Below are 16539 nucleotides of genomic sequence, written 5' to 3'. Positions count from 1 at the left end.
ATGAGGGATTATTTTGTATTATAAAACAAAAATTAAGGATATTGTAAGAATACCACCTTACAGATTTGAAGATCCTCTTGAAGAAGTTGCTATACAAACTTTAAACAAAACTTATGAAGGTCGTTTAGACAAAAAACTTGGTTTGCTCATTTGTGTTAATGAGATTGTTGAAATTAGCGAAGGCAGACTTATTATGGGTGATGGAGCTTCATACCATAATGTTGTTTTCGAAGCTATTTTCTTTAAACCTGAACAACATGAGATTTTTGATGGTGAAGTAATTGATATAGCTGATTATGGTGCTTTTGTAAGAATTGGACCTATGGACGGTTTAATACATGTTTCTCAAGTAACTGATGATTATATCAATTACGATGGTAAAAGAGGAGCTTTAATTGCAAAAGAATCTAATAAAACTTTAGATGTTGGTGACTTAGTTAGAGCCAGAGCAGTTAGCGTTTCCATTAAAGACGATTCTACTAACAGTAGGGAAAATCATAGGAATTCCAAAATTCCACTTACTATGAGACAAACCAACTTAGGTAGATTTGAATGGATTGAAGAAGCTAAACAAAAAAATAAGAAGGCGTAAATAATGAAAGCTTGTACTGTTTGTAAAATGATTTCAAATAAAGACCACTGCCCTAATTGCGGAAGTCCTACCTCTGATAATTGGAGCGGGCTTTTGATTATAACTGATCCTGAAGAATCTAGAGTGGCTAAGGAACTAAATATTACAGTTCCTGGAGAATATTGTTTAAGAGTAAGATAGAGGGTTTTTTGTGTTACGTTTGGATGCAGAATTGAATAAAGATATAATAATTGAGCTTAAAAAGCCTTTAGGTACATTATATCCTAACTTTGAGGATGCTATTGATGAAATTAAATCTTCAGAGTTTTTAATTTCTGTTGGTGATGCAACATTCGACAATCTTATAAAATATGAATTATATCCGAATATTGGAATAATTGACAATTTAATTCAAAGAAAAAATCATACTCATGAAATTATAGTTGCAGACCGCATTTTAAAAGCGGATAATCCTGCGGGGTATATTACAGATGATCTATGGGAAACCATAGGCAAGGCTCTTGAATTATCTAACAGTGGCGAATGTTATGTAATTGATGTAGCTGGGGAAGAAGATCTTGCAGTTCTTCCTTGCATCTTAATGGCAAATCCAGAAACTACCATTTTATATGGTCAGCCAAATGAAGGATTAGTGCTTTTAAAAGTTTGCGATTTAAGAAATAAAGCTCAAATGCTTATTGACGGATTTATCGAAGAATAAATTTAATGAGGTTTTATCATGGAAATCGAATTTATTGAAGAAAAAGAAAATAAATTATTTAATAGAAAAGAAATTAAGTTTTACGTTGATTATGATGGAGAAGCAACTCCAAAAGTATTAGACATTAAATCTAAATTAGTTGCTTTATTAAACACTAAAAAAGATTTACTTGTCGTTGACAATGTACAACCTCACTACGGTGAACCTAAAGCATTAGGTTATGCAAAAGTTTACGATACCGTAGATGACTTACAATACATTGAAGCTAAACATGTTTTAGCTAAAAACGAAGAACCTGAAGAAGAACCTGCTGAAGACGCAGATGAAGAATAGGTGATTTTAATGGTAAAAAAATCTGATTTATATGAAGTGGATGGAGACAAACTTGTAAGAAAAAACCCAATTTGTCCTCGTTGTGGTGAAGGTGTATTCATGGCGGACCATGGTGACAGATTCGCTTGCGGTAAATGCGGATACACTGAAATGAAAAAATAAGATTTTTAAAATCTTTATTTCTTTTTTTATTTTTATTTTTAATTTATTATTAAGAAGGGATTTCTTTGGATAATATTAGAAATGGCCGTTTTAAGACCGGAATGACAGATGAAGCAGCAGAATATACTTCATCTTTTGATGCAGATAAATATCTTTTTGAAGCAGACATCAAAACTAATTTTGCACACACTTCAATGCTAAAACATGAAGGCATTGTCGATGCTGAAATTGCCGATAAAATATTGTGTGCACTTGATTGCCTTAAAGAGGAGGGTTTTGAAGCATTAGTATTTGACCCGTCTGTCGAAGATGTTCATATGGCTATTGAAAACTATGTAACTTCCAAAATCGGTCCTGAAGCGGGTTTTATGCATACAGCAAAATCACGTAATGACCAGGTTGCATGTGATGTCAGATTGGTTTTAAGGGAAATGATTGAAGAAATTCAAATCGGAATCTTAGAGTTCATGGAAGGCCTTGTTGAAATGGCTGGCGAACACCTTGATGATGTTTTCATAGGCTTTACTCACTTGCAGCATGCTCAACCGATTACAATTGCTCATCATTTAATGGCTCATGTACAGGCTTTAAAAAGGGATTATGAACGTTTAGCTGATACATATAAACGTGTTAATCTAAATCCGTTAGGTTCAGCTGCAATGGCCACTACTAGTTTTCCAATTAACAGGCAATTAACAACAGATCTGCTTGGCTTTGATGCATATCTTGAAAACTCAATGGATGGTGTTTCAGCAAGGGATTTTATTGCAGAAACAGTCTTTGATTTGGTGGCATTATCATCAACTTTAGCTAAAATCTGTGAAGAACTGGTATTATGGAGCACTTATGAATTCGGTGTCATTGAAATGGCGGATGAGTATTCATCAACTTCTTCTATTATGCCTCAAAAGAAAAACCCTGATGTTGCAGAACTTGCAAGAGGCAAAACCAGCATCGCTACCGGTGAGCTGGTTACCATTTTAACTATCCTTAAAGCCATTCCATACACCTACAATAGGGATTTGCAGGAAATAACTCCTCATTTATGGAATGCAGTTAATGTAACTGGCGAAACTTTATCAATTGTAACCAAAATGATGTTGTCTGTCGAATTTAAGGTAGACAGATGCAGGGAACTTGCAGGCAAAAACTTTGCAACTGCAACTGATCTTGCAGATATTATGGTTCGTGAAAAACAAATTCCATTTAGGACTGCTCATAAAATTGTCGGAAGGATTGTTAATGAAGCAACAGCCAATAACATGGCTGAAGAAGACATTACCTCAAAATTCATTGATGATATTGCTGTTGAATTAGGTTTCGATGAGTTGAACTTGACCGATGAGCTGATTCAAAGAGCATTAAATCCAGCTGAAAACGTCAGAATCAGAGCTGTTCCAGGAGGCCCTGCTCCGGAAATGGTGGAAATGGCTCGCGATAACATTAAAGCATTTTTAAATGATGAATTTGAAAGACATGGAATATAATTCCATTATTTTTTTTAATCATCATAAGTTTAGGTATACCTAAACTTTATATAGTAAATTTCACAAAAATAGTATTGCCAATGTAATCATTGGCAATGGTGTATGTAACATGACTTTAATAGAAAACTTATTTCATTCCTCAATGAATCCAATAAGTAGAGCTCAGCTTCTATTATTGTCACATTACATTACCATCAATCATCAGTCTTCTTTTTCATTCAAGGATATTAAATAGCTTTCATGAATCTCATCGGATAGTTCCTGATTTCCTTCAATGATTGGTCCGGTATAGTCGCAATCATAGCAAACCCATTGAGACCAGTTCTGAGGAATAATCCATTTGACTTTTTTAGACCCGCATCTTGGACACATTTTAAACATCATGTTAATCAATCCTGTAAAAACTCCATATTAAATCTAATGCTTCGCCAGGCTCGAGTGCACCTGAACGAGTTTCCCTTAAAATTCTTTGTATTGAAAATTTCTTCATATATGGAAACTTTCTGTGAACTTCATATAACAGTGGACAGCCAAATCCTTTAAACTCCTTTAAATCATATGTTCTGATTAAGGATTTTATCTCTTGCTTGCCAACACTTAAACTTGCCGGAAGGTTCAAGCGATATAATGAATCGTCTTGCATATTTATGCATTGACTACCAGTTGCAAGCATATCACCGAAGACAATTATCGGTATTTCGTTATTTTTTGCATATTCCTTTACAAGGTGGGATGTATTTTTCGAACATCTTCCGCATGGATGAAGCTTGCCTGTAAATGATTCTTCAATAATATCAGAGTAGTCAGTTTCAATATACTCATGAGAGATATTTAATGATTCGGTAACAAGTTTAATATTTTCCTTGAATTGTTTTGGCAGGATTATAGTACCAGGATCAACTGTAACGGCAATAGGATTAAAGCCAAGTTTTTTAGCCAAAATTAGTGAAAAGCTACTGTCAACACCACCTGAAAGAGCAACAACAGCTTCAGTGTTTCTTGATTCTTCAAATTCATGCTCCTTAAAATAAGTATCAAAGTTAAAGCTATAAATATTGTTTAACTTATTATCGATTGCATGCTCCAGGTTTTTCAGGCCAACTGAATCCAAATCCAGGTTATTGACAGTTTTTTTAGACAATTTCAATTTGTATTCCTTGTTTAAAAAGTCCCCATAACTTTCAACATGAATGCTTTCAAGGCCCAATTTTTCTCTGAGTTTGCCGACTACCCAACCGCCTTTTCCGATGATGGCTGATTTGTCCGGCCGGTCTTCTGTAATGATCCATAACTCATTGTTTTCAAAGTAAATTTCCTCAATTGAGATATCTACTTTTTCATGACCAATTTCAGCTCTTATGGCATTAACTTCATTTAAAATGGATTCTTTAGTGTACATTTAACTCATATCTTGCAATTGAATGGTTCTTTTGAATATGATTTTATGTTTTTCAATATTCATTATTTTTACCTTTAAATATTATTTGTTTAGCATATATTAAGTATTTGTATCTTTAAATATTATAATGAGGTATGGTCAATGGAATACAGAACATTAGGAAAAACCGGTATTGAAGTATCTGAAATTGCGTTTGGTGCCGAATTTTTAGTTGAAAGACCTTATGAGGATACTGAAGTTTTAATCAAGGCCTGTGAAGAAAATGGAATTAACTTTGTGGACTGTTGGATGAGCGAGCCTGATGTAAGGTCTCATTTGGGCAAAGCCATTAAGCCTAATCGTGAAAATTGGATTATACAGGGCCATATAGGTTCGACCTGGCAAAATGGCCAATATGTAAGAACTCGTGATATGGATAAGGTAATTCCTGCGTTTGAAGATTTTATGGAAAGGTTTCAGATTGACACTTTGGATTTCGGAATGATTCATTATGTTGATTTGTTGGAGGATTATGAGGAAATCATGAACGGCCCTTTTATCGAGTATGTTCGCAAACTAAAACGTGATGGGACTATTGCACATATTGGATTAAGTACTCATAATCCTGACATTGGGCTTTTAGCAGCTGAAAACCCGGAAATCGAACTTTTGATGTTTTCAATCAATCCCGCTTTTGACATGTTTGATTCGATGGATGACATTGAAGAATACAGAAAGGAAGATGCATTCGATGGTGAATTTTCAAGCATGAATCCAAAAAGGGCTGATTTATACAGTCTTTGTGAAGAGACAGGTACTGCACTGACAGTGATGAAAGGTTTTGCAGGAGGAAATCTGCTTGCTGATGAAACATCTCCTTTTGGAGTGGCTTTAACACCGGTTCAGTGTATTCATTATGCATTATCGCAAAAGGGTGTTTCAAGCATTTTTGTAGGTGTCAGAACTGTTGATGAGCTTTTGGAATCCTTAAGATATTGTGATGCAACTGATGATGAAAAGGATTATTTCGAAACTTTAAAAAATGCTCCAAAACATTCATTTAAGGGGCAATGCACTTACTGCGGCCATTGCCAGCCGTGCTCATCCGGAATCGATATTGCAATGGTAAATAAATTGTTTGATCTTGCTAAAAATCATGATGAAGTGCCGGCCAGCGTGCAGGAACATTATAACAATCTAAAATATAATGCAACTGACTGTATTGCCTGTGGGGACTGCGAACCAAGATGCCCGTTTGATGTTTTCATCGTGGATATAATGTTGGATGCTCTTGATTTATTCGGATTTTAAAAACTTTAATATTATTATTTTAACAAATAGTTTAAGTGATTATTATGGCGTATGAAATTAAAAACAAAAAGAACATATCAACAATTGGCGTTCATGCCGGCCAGGAAGAAGTGGATGAAACCGGTTCAAGAGTAACACCAATTTATCAAACAACTTCCTATGTATTTGACACTCCCGAACAGGCTGCAAACAGATTTGCCTTAAAAGAGGGAGGAAACATCTATACAAGATTAACAAACCCAACAACAGAAGCATTTGAAAAAAGAATGGCAGCTATTGAGGGCGGAACTGCAGCATATGCAACCGCTTCTGGAATGGCAGCTATCTTTTATACAATAATTAACCTAACTCAGGTTGGAGACAATATTGTATCAGCAGATAACCTTTATGGGGGAACATATGAGCTATTTGAAAATACACTTGAAGAGTTAGGCCGTACTGTCACATTTGCCGACTCCCAATCTCCTGAAGAGTTTGAAGAGGCAATTGATGATAAGACAAAAGCGATTTATGTAGAATCAATTGGAAACCCAAAGCTTGACATTCCTGATTTTGATAGATTAGCAGAAATTGCGCATTCACATGGAATTCCATTGATAGCAGACAATACTGTTGGTATCGGTTCGGTTAGGCCATTTGACCATGGAGCAGATATTATTTCATCCTCTGCAACAAAATACATTGGAGGTCATGGAACAACTCTTGGTGGAATCATCATAGAGAAAGGTGATTTTGACTGGATGAACGGCAAATTCCCGACATTATCAGAACCTGATGCAACATATAACGGATTGGTATTTGCAGAAACCTTTGGCGAAGCCGCATTCACAACAAGAATTAGGGCGGTTGTCGGAAGAGACACAGGTGCTGTTCCTTCCCCATTCGGATCATTTTTATTATTGCAAGGTTTGGAAACTCTTGGTCTAAGGATTGAAAGGCATGCATCAAATGCAATGGCAGTTGCAAAGCATTTGGAGGCTCATCCAAAAGTGGCATGGGTAACATATTCCGGTTTGGAGTCTTCCCCAAACCATGAAGTTGCCAAAAAATATGCTGAAAAGGGATATGGTGGAATTGTTTCATTCGGTCTTAAGGCAGGTTATGACGGTGCTTTGAAATTCATTGAAAATGTGGAATTGCTTTCATTTTTAGCAAACATCGGCGATGCAAAATCTCTTGTTGTACATCCTGCTTCCACTACACATTCACAATTAACTGAAGAACAACAGTTATCTACAGGAGTAACTCCTGACTTGATTAGGTTTTCAGTAGGAATTGAAGACATTGAAGACATTTTGGCTGATGTAGATCAGGCTTTGGATAAAGTGTAATTCGGAAGTTTTTCAAACTTCTACTTTTTTTTATTTTTATAAATTCGATTTCACAAATATATTTCTCAAAAGGTTTTTAAAATGCAAAGTTAAAATTATATTTTATAGGGGCTTTTTGTGTTAGTATGAATCGAAAGGAAATTTTTTATCAGGACAAAGCAACGTGTAAAATTCCGTTTACACACATTGAAAACGACATAACCGATTCCTCATTAAGTTTAATTGATGAGTTGTATGGAGCAGCTGATGTTTTAAGCATTCAGAATGCTAAAAAGCACCGCAGAATTCTTTTGGCATTGGCCATTACCGGAACATTAATCACCATGGCGTTTCTTCTTTATGATGAGGCGGAGCTATATGGTCTTATCTTTGCTTGTATTATAATGATTCTATTTCTGTTTTTTATCTATCGTTGGGCAAACAGATTGGATTGCCATAGGAAATATCTCGAATATCGAGTGCTGGCAGAAACTCTTCGCCTTCAGTTTTTTATTTCGACTGCAGGCCTCAAAGTGAATGTTGCCAACATTCTGCCGTGGTTTATTAAGAAAGCCATTCCATGGATTGAAGAGATATTGCTGTCATTGCCTGTTGAGCAGGTTAATGAAAAAAAGCCTATCATTGACAGTTGGATTAGGAATCAAAGGACATACCATGAGGAGGCTCTCAAAAAAGCCGAAGATAAGAAACATAGGGATGACCGCATTACAAAGATAGTGCTGCTGATAACAATCATATCCTATATTGTTGCAGTATTGTTTGAAATTCACATGCTTGGTAATCCGTCTATTGAAATGCCTCCTAATGTGATTCGTGCAATCTTAAAAATTGTTTTGGGAACCATGTCCGCAGCCACTCTTTTTACCAGCAGTTACTATGGAAAAATGTCTTTAAAGATTGAGATTGATGATCACAAAAGAATGATTGAACTGTATGATCTGGCTGAAAACGATATTTTAGAAAATGGTGAAACCGAAGAGCAGTTAATGGATTTGGCGAGGGAATTCTTGATTGAAAACAGTACCTGGTACGCTTATCAGAAAATGAACAGTCCTGATGTTGTCATGTGATTAAAAACAGAAAAATTCAGGTTATGTCTTTTAAAACAATATTCCAATTTTAAACTTTTTAAAAATTGAGTTATACACTTCAGGATTTAGTGATGGGCAAATTGAAAATGTGCATATGAAATCCAATAATAATTAGGTTTATTTATATAGAAAAATAAAATATACTCAAAAGGTGTTTATAATGAAGGAAAACAGTTTAAAAAAATATGTTGATGATTTTTTTGAGGATTTGGTTCTTTATGATGATTATATGAATGGACATTACTACAAAGATTTGTTAAAAGCAGGAATTGATGTTTTTCTTGTTAATGAAAATTCATATAATGCTTTTGAGATTTATCAAACATTTTTCATGATTTATCAAATCACACGTGAAGACAAGTCCCATGCTAATGAGAAACCATCCAAAGACATTGTCAGTGAACCGAATACTCTTCTTGATTTAGTTAAGATAATGAAGAAGTATGAAGAAAATACTGGTGATTTGATTGATAAGCAAAGAGATCATTTTATACATTCAGTAAACGTTTTCCTTTTAGGTTTAGCTATTTATTCTCAAAATAAGAATTATCGTGATAAATTCAGGGAATATATTATTAAAAGCCCATATAAAAAATATTATAAAATTGATGGCGAGTTTTCCCATGAAGAATTTTTATATCGTTGGGGAATTGCAGCATTATTCCATGATATAGGATATCCTGTTGAGATTATTGGAAAACAACTGAGAAAATTCATCAATGATAGTGTCAACTCCATTTCAACTGCTTATGATGCTGATATTGCTATTGATTTTAAAGATTTCGATGAATTCAATTCTATTGTTAAATTAGACCCTGCCTTTACAGATAATTTCAGAGAAGCTTACCCTAAATCAAAATTCTTGGACTTATTTAAACCAACTGATATAATGGCTTATAAGATAGCCACTGATTTTCCTGAAATTGATGTCAATCAATTAATCAAACACCTGAATAATTTTATAGATATTATGGGCGATAGCGGCTTTATTGACCATGGATTTTTCTCATCAATATTGGTTTTAGATGCTTATGGATATTTAATACAAAAACATGCTAAGGATAATGATTTCTTCTTTTATCCGATTGTAGATAGTGGTAGTGCTATATTATTGCATAATTATTACAGAAATGTATTGCAAAAGAAATTTGGATTGGGCGGTATGCATCCTGGCGATAGCCCGTTAGCTTATCTATTAATTTTATGTGATGAGCTTCAGGAATGGAATCGTCAACCATACGGTATTCAAGACAGAAAAAGAAATCGCGTTAATGAATTACTTTTGGAAATTAATGATAACAAGCTCAATGTTGAATATAAAAGCGGCCCTATGGGCCTCGGTTTTTCTGAAGATAAAGAAGAACTACTTAAAAATCTTTTAAAAATCAGAAGCATATTTAAAAGTGATTTAACCGTCACTACTGAGGTTCAACAGGATGCAGTTATGAAAAAAATTGTGCAATCTGAAATTCGAGCTCCGGATGTTTTGCTTAGAAATATTGAAAAATTAGCCATTAGAATCCACAATCAGTATAATAATACCCTTGAATCACAATATCAGGAAAAATTAAAAAACAATATCCCGATAGATAAGGAATTCCAAGATAAATATGATAATAGGTGCTCTTTTGAAGAATTAACTCCTCATCTTAAAATAGCTAACATTAGACAGGCAAGGTCCATTCCACGCAAATTAAGCATTATCGGATGTGATATAGTGGATAAGAATGAGGAAGGGGAAGCAATTACAGAATTCTCTCCTGAAGAAGTTTTAGATTTGGCTAAACTTGAGCATAAGGAATGGTGTGAGGAAAAAATAAGAACTGGCTGGACATATGGTGAGAAAAAGGATGTCAAAAATCTTATTACGCCTTATCTTATTCCATGGGACGAATTGGATGATGACATCAAACAATTGGATATTGATCCTATTAAGCATATGCCTGAACTCATGGATTCAATTGACATGAAGATTGTAAGAACTAAAACCAGGTTGCTCACTTTTAAAATGCATGATTTCTATAATGAAGAAAACAATATTTCAGGTGATTTTGCAGATTTGCCTGATTATATCAAATATTCCAATTATAAACAAACTGACTTTTTGGTTAAAATGTTAGAGGAACTGGGCTATAATGTAGTCAGTAAAGAAAGTGGAGGCACAGCCATAGACTCATTTAATGACGATGTTGTCGACTATTTGGCCAAAAGGGAACATGCTGGATGGTGTAAGGTCAGATTCGATTTAGGTTGGAAACATGGTGATAAAAGAGATGACAAACTTAAAATCAATCCTAATTTAGTTTCCTGGGGAGAGTTAGACGATTCGATAAAGTTAGCCAACAAGCATACCTTTGAAAATCTTCCAAGATTATGTGATGAGGTCGGATTGAAAATAGTTAAATAAGAAGTTCCATTTAACTTCTAAAATTTTCAATCACCATCTTTTATTTATTCATTGGATATATATTTTTCTTTTAATTCATTTAAATAACTTTAAATGAATGTTATTTTATAATTTAAAGATAATTTTTTAATTATAATCCATTTTACTATTTTAAATCAATTCAACCAAATAGAAAAGTTTTTATAATAAAAAATTTATAGCAATAGCGTAGCTATTTTGTGAGGTGCTACTCATGAAAAAAGATATACATGACGAAGAAGACATAGATGTCAACAAAAGAAATACAGACAGAATAGTTTTTGAATCACTATTCATGCAGAGGCTATCTGATAGTATAAACTTCATAAAAAAGGAATCTAGAGAATTTTTAGATGAATTTGGACATGAAGAGATTGATGATTTTGATGTTGATGAATTCGGAGAATATGCATTCAATCAACTTGATGATTTTATTGATGATTTATCAAAGATTAAAACAAAAATTGTGAACTCAGACGATTTTCCGGAATTTTTTAAGGAATCTTCCCACAATGCCAAAGTTGCATTGAATAGGGATTCTGATTATGTGAGAAGGGCAAGAAGAAAATATGACAGATTAGATTCTGATGATGACCTGCTTGATTCATATAAAAACAATATAAGAATCATTGAACTTTGTAATAATGCCCTTAGCATAAATAAAAAGAATTGGGAAGCATATTATATAAAGGGCCTTGCATTAGTTAATTTGGATAAATATGATGATGCAATTGAAGAGTTCATTGCTTCTCTTGCTTTAAATCAGGATAATGTGGATCCATGGTTGGAAATTGCCAATGCTAATCGTTTAAATAAGGATTTTGATGATGCAATAGATGTGTATAATCATGTTCTGGAAAAAGATGGTGAGTCATCTAAAATTTTTAAAGGCCTTGCATGGACTTATTTTGACTGCGGAAATTACGAAAAGGCGGATGAGTTCTTCAAAAAGTCAAATTCAATTGACATGTTGGATAGGGAATCTCATGACATTTGGATTGAATGCATAGACAAACTCAAATCATAGATAATTATTGGTAAATCCAATAATTTCTCTTTTTTTATATTATTCAATTTTAATTGATATCTCTGAATATTTTCCACAAAATCACTATTTTTAATAAATTTTTTCAAACGATTTCACTAAATTTAAAAACTATTAGTTGTATAGTTATTATTACAGACTAATAGGTGGAAAAAATATGGCAAAAAATGCAATTATTACAGGTGGTTCTAGAGGAATCGGTAAAGCAATGGCTTTAAAACTTGGTGAACTTGGATACAATGTAGCTATCAACTACAGAAGCGATTCATCCAAGCAATTGACTGAAGACTTAATTGAAGAAATCAAATCAAAATACGATGTTGATGCTATTGCTGTTCAAGCGGATGTAAGTAAATTTGAAGACTGCAAAAAATTGGTTGAAGCTACCGTTGATGCATTCGGTGATGAAATCGATGCATTGGTAAACAACGCTGGTATTACAAACAACAGCAACTTCATTGACTTGCAACCTGAACAGTATGAGGCTGTAATCAACACCAACCTCGTAAGTATGATGCACATGTGCCACTTGGCGCTTCCTTACATGGTGGACCGTGACACTGCAATCGTATGTACAGCATCTGTAGGTGGTTTAACAGGTGTAATCAACCAAGCTGACTACTGTGCTGCTAAAACTGGTGTAATCGGTTTATGCCGTGCGTTGGCTTTGGAATTTGCTCCAAGAAAAGTAAGGGTAAATTCAATTGCTCCTGGTATGATCATGACCGATATGCTTAGAGGTGTTAACCAAGATGAATTGAATGCACTTGCTGCAACAATCCCTCTCGGACACATCGGTGAGGTTGAAGAAATCGCAGGAGCTTTAGAATACATCTTGACTGCAGACTATTTGACCGGACAAGTAATTTCACCTAACGGTGGATTTGTATTACAATAAGGTTTCAAACCTTATTTTTTTCTTTTTTTTTAAAATATCATTTTCTTGATTTGAGTGTTTAATGATTTTGTGATATATTTATATATAAAAAAAGTTAAAGGTACCTTAGGAAATTAAAATATAAAGCAGGAAAATCATGAATCTAACTAAAACACTAAAAACTATAGGAAAGCTGCTAAGTCCATTAAAAAAGAGCATAATTCCTCTTTTTTGCATTGTTGCATTCCTATTGGTTGATGTTTACTGCAACCTGACCCTACCTACATACACAGCAGATATCGTGGATATTGGTATACAGAACACTGACTTTGACTACATAATAAGTGTAGGAACCATGATGATGGCTATGGTCCTAATAGGGGTTTTGGCTACAATAGGCCTTTCATACTTCTCAAGTAAAGTGTCAGCAGCATATGGAAGGGACTTAAGGAAGATAAGCTATGACAAGATTTTAAAGTTTTCAAATTTTGAGCTGAATGAGATATCAAGAGCATCTCTCATTACACGCAATACCAATGATGTATATCAGATACAGATCTTTTTAGGATTATTCTTTACAACAATACTGTTTGCACCGATATTGGGTATTGGAAGCATAATCAAGGCCTTGGAACTTGGAACCAATCTCTTATGGATTATTGGAGTGACATTCGCTGCAGTAGCCATACCTTTTGTCATAATATTTATAAGTGTTGTACCTTACTTCAGCAGAATGCAGGAACTAACTGACAAGATTAACCAAACATCAAGGGAAATATTGATGGGTATTCCTGTTATCAAAGCGTTCGTAAGGCAAAACTACGAGGAAAAGAGATTTGAAGTAACAAATGAAGACTTCAGACAAGTAAACCTAAGGGTCTTTAGAGTCCTCCTGATTCTAATGCCTGCAATGACTTTATTTTTAAATCTGATGATTGTTCTCATCCTATACTTTGGAGCATATGACGCAATCAATGGAGAAATATTAACTGGAACAATAATAGCGTTCATACAATATGCCACACAGATTGTAATGGCATTTCTGATGATGGGTGGATTTTTTGTAATGATTCCAAGAATTTTAGTATCCGGCAGGCGTGTTGCTGAAGTATTGAATATGGAAATATCAATCAGTGACGGGCCAATCGATAAGATAGATGATAATCCGGTCATTGAATTTAAGGATGTAACTTACATCTATCCAGGAAGCGAAAAGGAAATATTGAAAGATATAAATTTCAAGCTGGAAAAGGGAAAGACTACCGCAATAATCGGCGGAACCGGAAGTGGAAAATCTACAATTCTAAATTTAATCCCACGTCTTCAGGATGTAAGCGGTGGGGAAATCCTTGTTAACGGTAAAAACATCAAGGATTATAAGCTGTCTGTCCTTAGGCAGAGGATTTCCTATGCTCCTCAAAAGGCAATTCTTTTTGAAGGAACAATAAGGTCAAACATGCTGGTAGGAAAAGAGGATGCAAGCGATGAAGAGATTAGAAAGGCATTGGCCATGGCTGAAGTCGATTTCATAGAAAGTCTGGATGATGAGGTTTTACAAGGTGCATCCAACTTCTCAGGCGGACAGAAGCAGCGTCTACAGCTCGCAAGGTCAGTAATATCCAAACGTGACTTTTACCTATTTGATGACTGTTTTTCAGCACTCGACATGAATACTGAAGCAAAAGTGAAGGAAAACCTTAAGGGCTTAAAGGAAGATTCATCAATGCTCATTGTCTCACAGAGGATTTCAACAATTATGGATGCTGATGAGATAATAGTGCTTGATGAAGGTGAGATTATAGACAAGGGCACTCATGATTACTTGAATGAAAACTGCAATATCTATAGGGAAATCGTATCCTCTCAAATAGAGCAGTCTAAAGACATGTTATATGATGATGAGGAATCTTCAAGTTTCATTATAGATGCCGATTATATCAAAAAGACTGCAGGAGGCAAATGATATGGCAAGAAAACCAAGAAGAGCACCTCCTGAAAAACCGGCAGATACCAGGCAGTCTATAAAAAACATACTCAGTCTCCTGGTTGGATATAAGTTTAAATTAAGCTTAACAGTTATTTGCGGAATCATATCAACAGTATTTTCGGTAATAAGCCCTCTTTTAATAGGTTTTGCAACAACCGCAATATTTGATGGCATAAACTCCGGAAACATGAACCTGGAATATATAATCAGTCTGCTCACCACAGTCGTAATCCTATATGTCGTAAGCGCGGTTTTCTCATATCTTCAAAGCTATCTGCTGCTTGACATAACAACAGACATAAGCTATAACCTGAGAAAGGATTTGATTGAAAAGATTACTCATCTGGCAATGGCCGATTTGGACAAGAATACCAGAGGAGACATATTGTCAAGAATCACAAATGATGTGGACTCATTGCAGTCAGGTATCGTACAGACATTCAACCAGCTGCTGACCGGTGTCGTTACAATAGTCGGCGTTACAGTAATGATGCTGTCCATTAACATATGGCTGACACTCACTACAATAGTATTGGTCCCGATTGCCTTTTTCATCATAATGAAGATTACCAAATTCTCACAGGATTACTATCTCAAACAATTGGAATACAGAGGCAGGCTGAACGGGCAAATTGAAGAGTCATTTACAGGCCATGAAATCATCCGTTCCTTCAACCAAGAAGAGGAATCCATGAGTATTTTTGAAGAGGAAAATGAGAACTGGTATGAACAGGAATGGAAATCCAAGTTCTTTTCAAGCCTGTCAGGTCCTTTTGTCCATTTCATTTCCAATCTGCAATATGTAATCATATCAGTTCTTGGAGCGGTGCTTGTACTTCAAAATGCAATAAGTGTCGGTGACATTTTGGCATTTATCCAATACTCCAAAAACTTCACAACCCCAATCGAACAGATAACTAGAATAATGAACATGATACAAACTGCAATGGCTGCAAGCGAGAGGATATTCGAGTTTCTGGAAATAAATGTTGAGGAAAATCCATCCGAGGAGCAGATCAAGGAAATAAATGAAGAAATCAGCTTTGAAAATGTTAACTTTGGCTACAATGAAGATGAACTTATTATAAAGAATCTGTCATTTAAAGTCAAAAAAGGTGAAAAGATAGCAATTGTAGGCGAAACCGGAGCGGGCAAAACAACTATCGTAAAATTGCTAATGAGGTTTTATGACTTGAATAGTGGTGAAATAAAAATCGATGGTGTAAACATCAACAAATATGACAAGCACAGCGTCAGGTCTCTTGTAGGCATGGTGCTTCAGGATACATGGCTGTTCAATGACACCATCTTCAACAATATCCGCTATGGAAAACTGGATGCCAGTGATGAGGAAGTTATAGCGGCTTCAAAAGAAGCGCATGCAGACAATTTCATCATGCAAAGCCCTGAAGGATACCAAATGATGCTGAATGAGGATGCAGACAACATTTCCCATGGTCAAAAGCAGCTTTTGACAATTGCAAGAACAATCCTTTCAAACAAGCAGATACTGATTCTTGATGAGGCCACTTCATCAGTCGATACAAGAACCGAAAAGCTAATTCAAAAAGCCATGGACAGACTAATGAAAGACAGGACCAGCTTCATCATAGCCCATAGGCTTTCAACCGTCAGGGATGCAGATAAAATAATCGTAATTGATGATGGACGCATTATTGAGCAAGGCACTCATGAGGAACTGCTGGAACAGAAAGGATACTATTACAATACCCTGAACAGTCAGAATAGAAGGGTTTCATATGAATAAAAAAATCAGTTGTTCTATGAATACTTCAGGAATGGGTAAAATTAATGATTAG

Annotated in this window: 16 protein-coding genes; 14 read left to right on the top strand and 2 right to left on the bottom strand. The window is 35.0% G+C overall.

Translation table 11 applies throughout. The features are described from left to right. Positions 1 to 13 precede the first annotated feature (13 nt). The 6 genes from ACJROP_RS07100 (at position 14) to argH (ending at position 3274) form a co-directional block, all read left to right on the top strand. Positions 14 to 592, top strand: coding sequence for a DNA-directed RNA polymerase (locus tag ACJROP_RS07100; protein WP_406534777.1), 579 nt, complete (start codon positions 14 to 16; stop codon positions 590 to 592). A 3-nt stretch (positions 593 to 595) separates the two neighbouring features. Next, positions 596 to 772, top strand: coding sequence for a transcription elongation factor subunit Spt4 (spt4, locus tag ACJROP_RS07095; RefSeq protein ID WP_406534776.1), 177 nt, complete (start codon positions 596 to 598; stop codon positions 770 to 772). Between the two features lie 10 nt (positions 773 to 782). Next, positions 783 to 1292 carry a GTP-dependent dephospho-CoA kinase family protein gene (locus ACJROP_RS07090; protein WP_406534775.1) on the top strand — a complete coding sequence of 170 codons (510 nt, stop codon included), beginning with the start codon at positions 783 to 785 and terminating at the stop codon, positions 1290 to 1292. Between the two features lie 18 nt (positions 1293 to 1310). Further along, positions 1311 to 1625 (top strand): 30S ribosomal protein S24e, encoded by a 315-nt coding sequence (locus tag ACJROP_RS07085; protein ID WP_406534774.1) that lies wholly within the window; start codon positions 1311 to 1313, stop codon positions 1623 to 1625. A gap of 9 nt (positions 1626 to 1634) precedes the next feature. Further along, positions 1635 to 1787, top strand: coding sequence for a 30S ribosomal protein S27ae (locus ACJROP_RS07080; protein WP_406534773.1), 153 nt, complete (start codon positions 1635 to 1637; stop codon positions 1785 to 1787). Positions 1788 to 1888: 101 nt separating this feature from the next. Then, the gene (gene argH / locus ACJROP_RS07075) at positions 1889 to 3274 is read left to right on the top strand and encodes an argininosuccinate lyase (protein WP_406534781.1); all 1386 of its coding nucleotides are present in this window, start codon (positions 1889 to 1891) and stop codon (positions 3272 to 3274) included. A 201-nt stretch (positions 3275 to 3475) separates the two neighbouring features. Here the strand turns inward: argH and ACJROP_RS07070 are convergent, their stop codons facing one another. Then, positions 3476 to 3664, bottom strand: a complete 189-nt coding sequence (locus ACJROP_RS07070; RefSeq protein ID WP_406534780.1) for a hypothetical protein — start codon at positions 3662 to 3664, stop codon at positions 3476 to 3478. Then, entirely contained in the window at positions 3660 to 4673 is a 1014-nt protein-coding gene (locus ACJROP_RS07065; protein ID WP_406534772.1) for a 7-cyano-7-deazaguanine synthase, read from the bottom strand. The genes ACJROP_RS07070 and ACJROP_RS07065 overlap by 5 nt, the downstream gene beginning before the upstream one ends. A 141-nt stretch (positions 4674 to 4814) precedes the next feature. Between ACJROP_RS07065 and ACJROP_RS07060 the strand changes: the two genes are divergently transcribed. The 8 genes from ACJROP_RS07060 to ACJROP_RS07025 all read left to right on the top strand — a co-directional run bounded on the left by ACJROP_RS07060 (position 4815) and on the right by ACJROP_RS07025 (position 16487). Then, on the top strand, positions 4815 to 5963 hold the full coding sequence (locus ACJROP_RS07060) for an aldo/keto reductase (RefSeq protein WP_406534771.1): 1149 nt from the start codon (positions 4815 to 4817) through the stop codon (positions 5961 to 5963). A 44-nt stretch (positions 5964 to 6007) separates the two neighbouring features. After that, positions 6008 to 7294, top strand: a complete 1287-nt coding sequence (locus ACJROP_RS07055) for an O-acetylhomoserine aminocarboxypropyltransferase/cysteine synthase family protein (RefSeq protein ID WP_406534770.1) — start codon at positions 6008 to 6010, stop codon at positions 7292 to 7294. A 125-nt stretch (positions 7295 to 7419) separates the two neighbouring features. Continuing rightward, positions 7420 to 8364 carry a hypothetical protein gene (locus tag ACJROP_RS07050; protein WP_406534769.1) on the top strand — a complete coding sequence of 315 codons (945 nt, stop codon included), beginning with the start codon at positions 7420 to 7422 and terminating at the stop codon, positions 8362 to 8364. 181 nt (positions 8365 to 8545) lie between these two features. Then, on the top strand, positions 8546 to 10792 hold the full coding sequence (locus tag ACJROP_RS07045) for a RyR domain-containing protein (protein ID WP_406534768.1): 2247 nt from the start codon (positions 8546 to 8548) through the stop codon (positions 10790 to 10792). A gap of 232 nt (positions 10793 to 11024) precedes the next feature. Then, positions 11025 to 11837, top strand: coding sequence for a tetratricopeptide repeat protein (locus tag ACJROP_RS07040; RefSeq protein ID WP_406534767.1), 813 nt, complete (start codon positions 11025 to 11027; stop codon positions 11835 to 11837). A 175-nt stretch (positions 11838 to 12012) separates the two neighbouring features. Beyond that, a complete protein-coding gene (locus ACJROP_RS07035) occupies positions 12013 to 12753 on the top strand; it encodes an SDR family NAD(P)-dependent oxidoreductase (RefSeq protein WP_406534766.1) in 741 nt (246 codons plus the stop codon). A gap of 136 nt (positions 12754 to 12889) precedes the next feature. Further along, the gene (locus tag ACJROP_RS07030; protein WP_406534765.1) at positions 12890 to 14695 is read left to right on the top strand and encodes an ABC transporter ATP-binding protein; all 1806 of its coding nucleotides are present in this window, start codon (positions 12890 to 12892) and stop codon (positions 14693 to 14695) included. Position 14696: 1 nt separating this feature from the next. After that, positions 14697 to 16487, top strand: coding sequence for an ABC transporter ATP-binding protein (locus tag ACJROP_RS07025; RefSeq protein WP_406534764.1), 1791 nt, complete (start codon positions 14697 to 14699; stop codon positions 16485 to 16487). Positions 16488 to 16539: the final 52 nt, after the last annotated feature.

Origin of the sequence: Methanobrevibacter sp. (assembly GCF_045220775.1) — an archaeon.
Lineage (GTDB): Archaea > Methanobacteriota > Methanobacteria > Methanobacteriales > Methanobacteriaceae > Methanocatella.
Note: the sequence above shows the minus strand (reverse complement) of the source record. Positions and strands in the feature narration are given on the sequence as shown.

What these genes read in the sequence shown, in the direction of transcription:
- ACJROP_RS07080 (WP_406534773.1), top strand. Translation starts at nt 1,635, where the DNA reads ATGGTAAAAAAATCTGATTTATATGAAGTGGATGGAGACAAACTTGTA.
- ACJROP_RS07030 (WP_406534765.1), top strand. Translation starts at nt 12,890, where the DNA reads ATGAATCTAACTAAAACACTAAAAACTATAGGAAAGCTGCTAAGTCCA.
- ACJROP_RS07060 (WP_406534771.1), top strand. Translation starts at nt 4,815, where the DNA reads ATGGAATACAGAACATTAGGAAAAACCGGTATTGAAGTATCTGAAATT.
- ACJROP_RS07055 (WP_406534770.1), top strand. Translation starts at nt 6,008, where the DNA reads ATGGCGTATGAAATTAAAAACAAAAAGAACATATCAACAATTGGCGTT.
- spt4 (WP_406534776.1), top strand. Translation starts at nt 596, where the DNA reads ATGAAAGCTTGTACTGTTTGTAAAATGATTTCAAATAAAGACCACTGC.
- ACJROP_RS07025 (WP_406534764.1), top strand. Translation starts at nt 14,697, where the DNA reads ATGGCAAGAAAACCAAGAAGAGCACCTCCTGAAAAACCGGCAGATACC.
- ACJROP_RS07040 (WP_406534767.1), top strand. Translation starts at nt 11,025, where the DNA reads ATGAAAAAAGATATACATGACGAAGAAGACATAGATGTCAACAAAAGA.
- ACJROP_RS07045 (WP_406534768.1), top strand. Translation starts at nt 8,546, where the DNA reads ATGAAGGAAAACAGTTTAAAAAAATATGTTGATGATTTTTTTGAGGAT.
- argH (WP_406534781.1), top strand. Translation starts at nt 1,889, where the DNA reads ATGACAGATGAAGCAGCAGAATATACTTCATCTTTTGATGCAGATAAA.
- ACJROP_RS07050 (WP_406534769.1), top strand. Translation starts at nt 7,420, where the DNA reads ATGAATCGAAAGGAAATTTTTTATCAGGACAAAGCAACGTGTAAAATT.
- ACJROP_RS07035 (WP_406534766.1), top strand. Translation starts at nt 12,013, where the DNA reads ATGGCAAAAAATGCAATTATTACAGGTGGTTCTAGAGGAATCGGTAAA.
- ACJROP_RS07085 (WP_406534774.1), top strand. Translation starts at nt 1,311, where the DNA reads ATGGAAATCGAATTTATTGAAGAAAAAGAAAATAAATTATTTAATAGA.
- ACJROP_RS07065 (WP_406534772.1), bottom strand. Translation starts at nt 4,673, where the DNA reads ATGTACACTAAAGAATCCATTTTAAATGAAGTTAATGCCATAAGAGCT.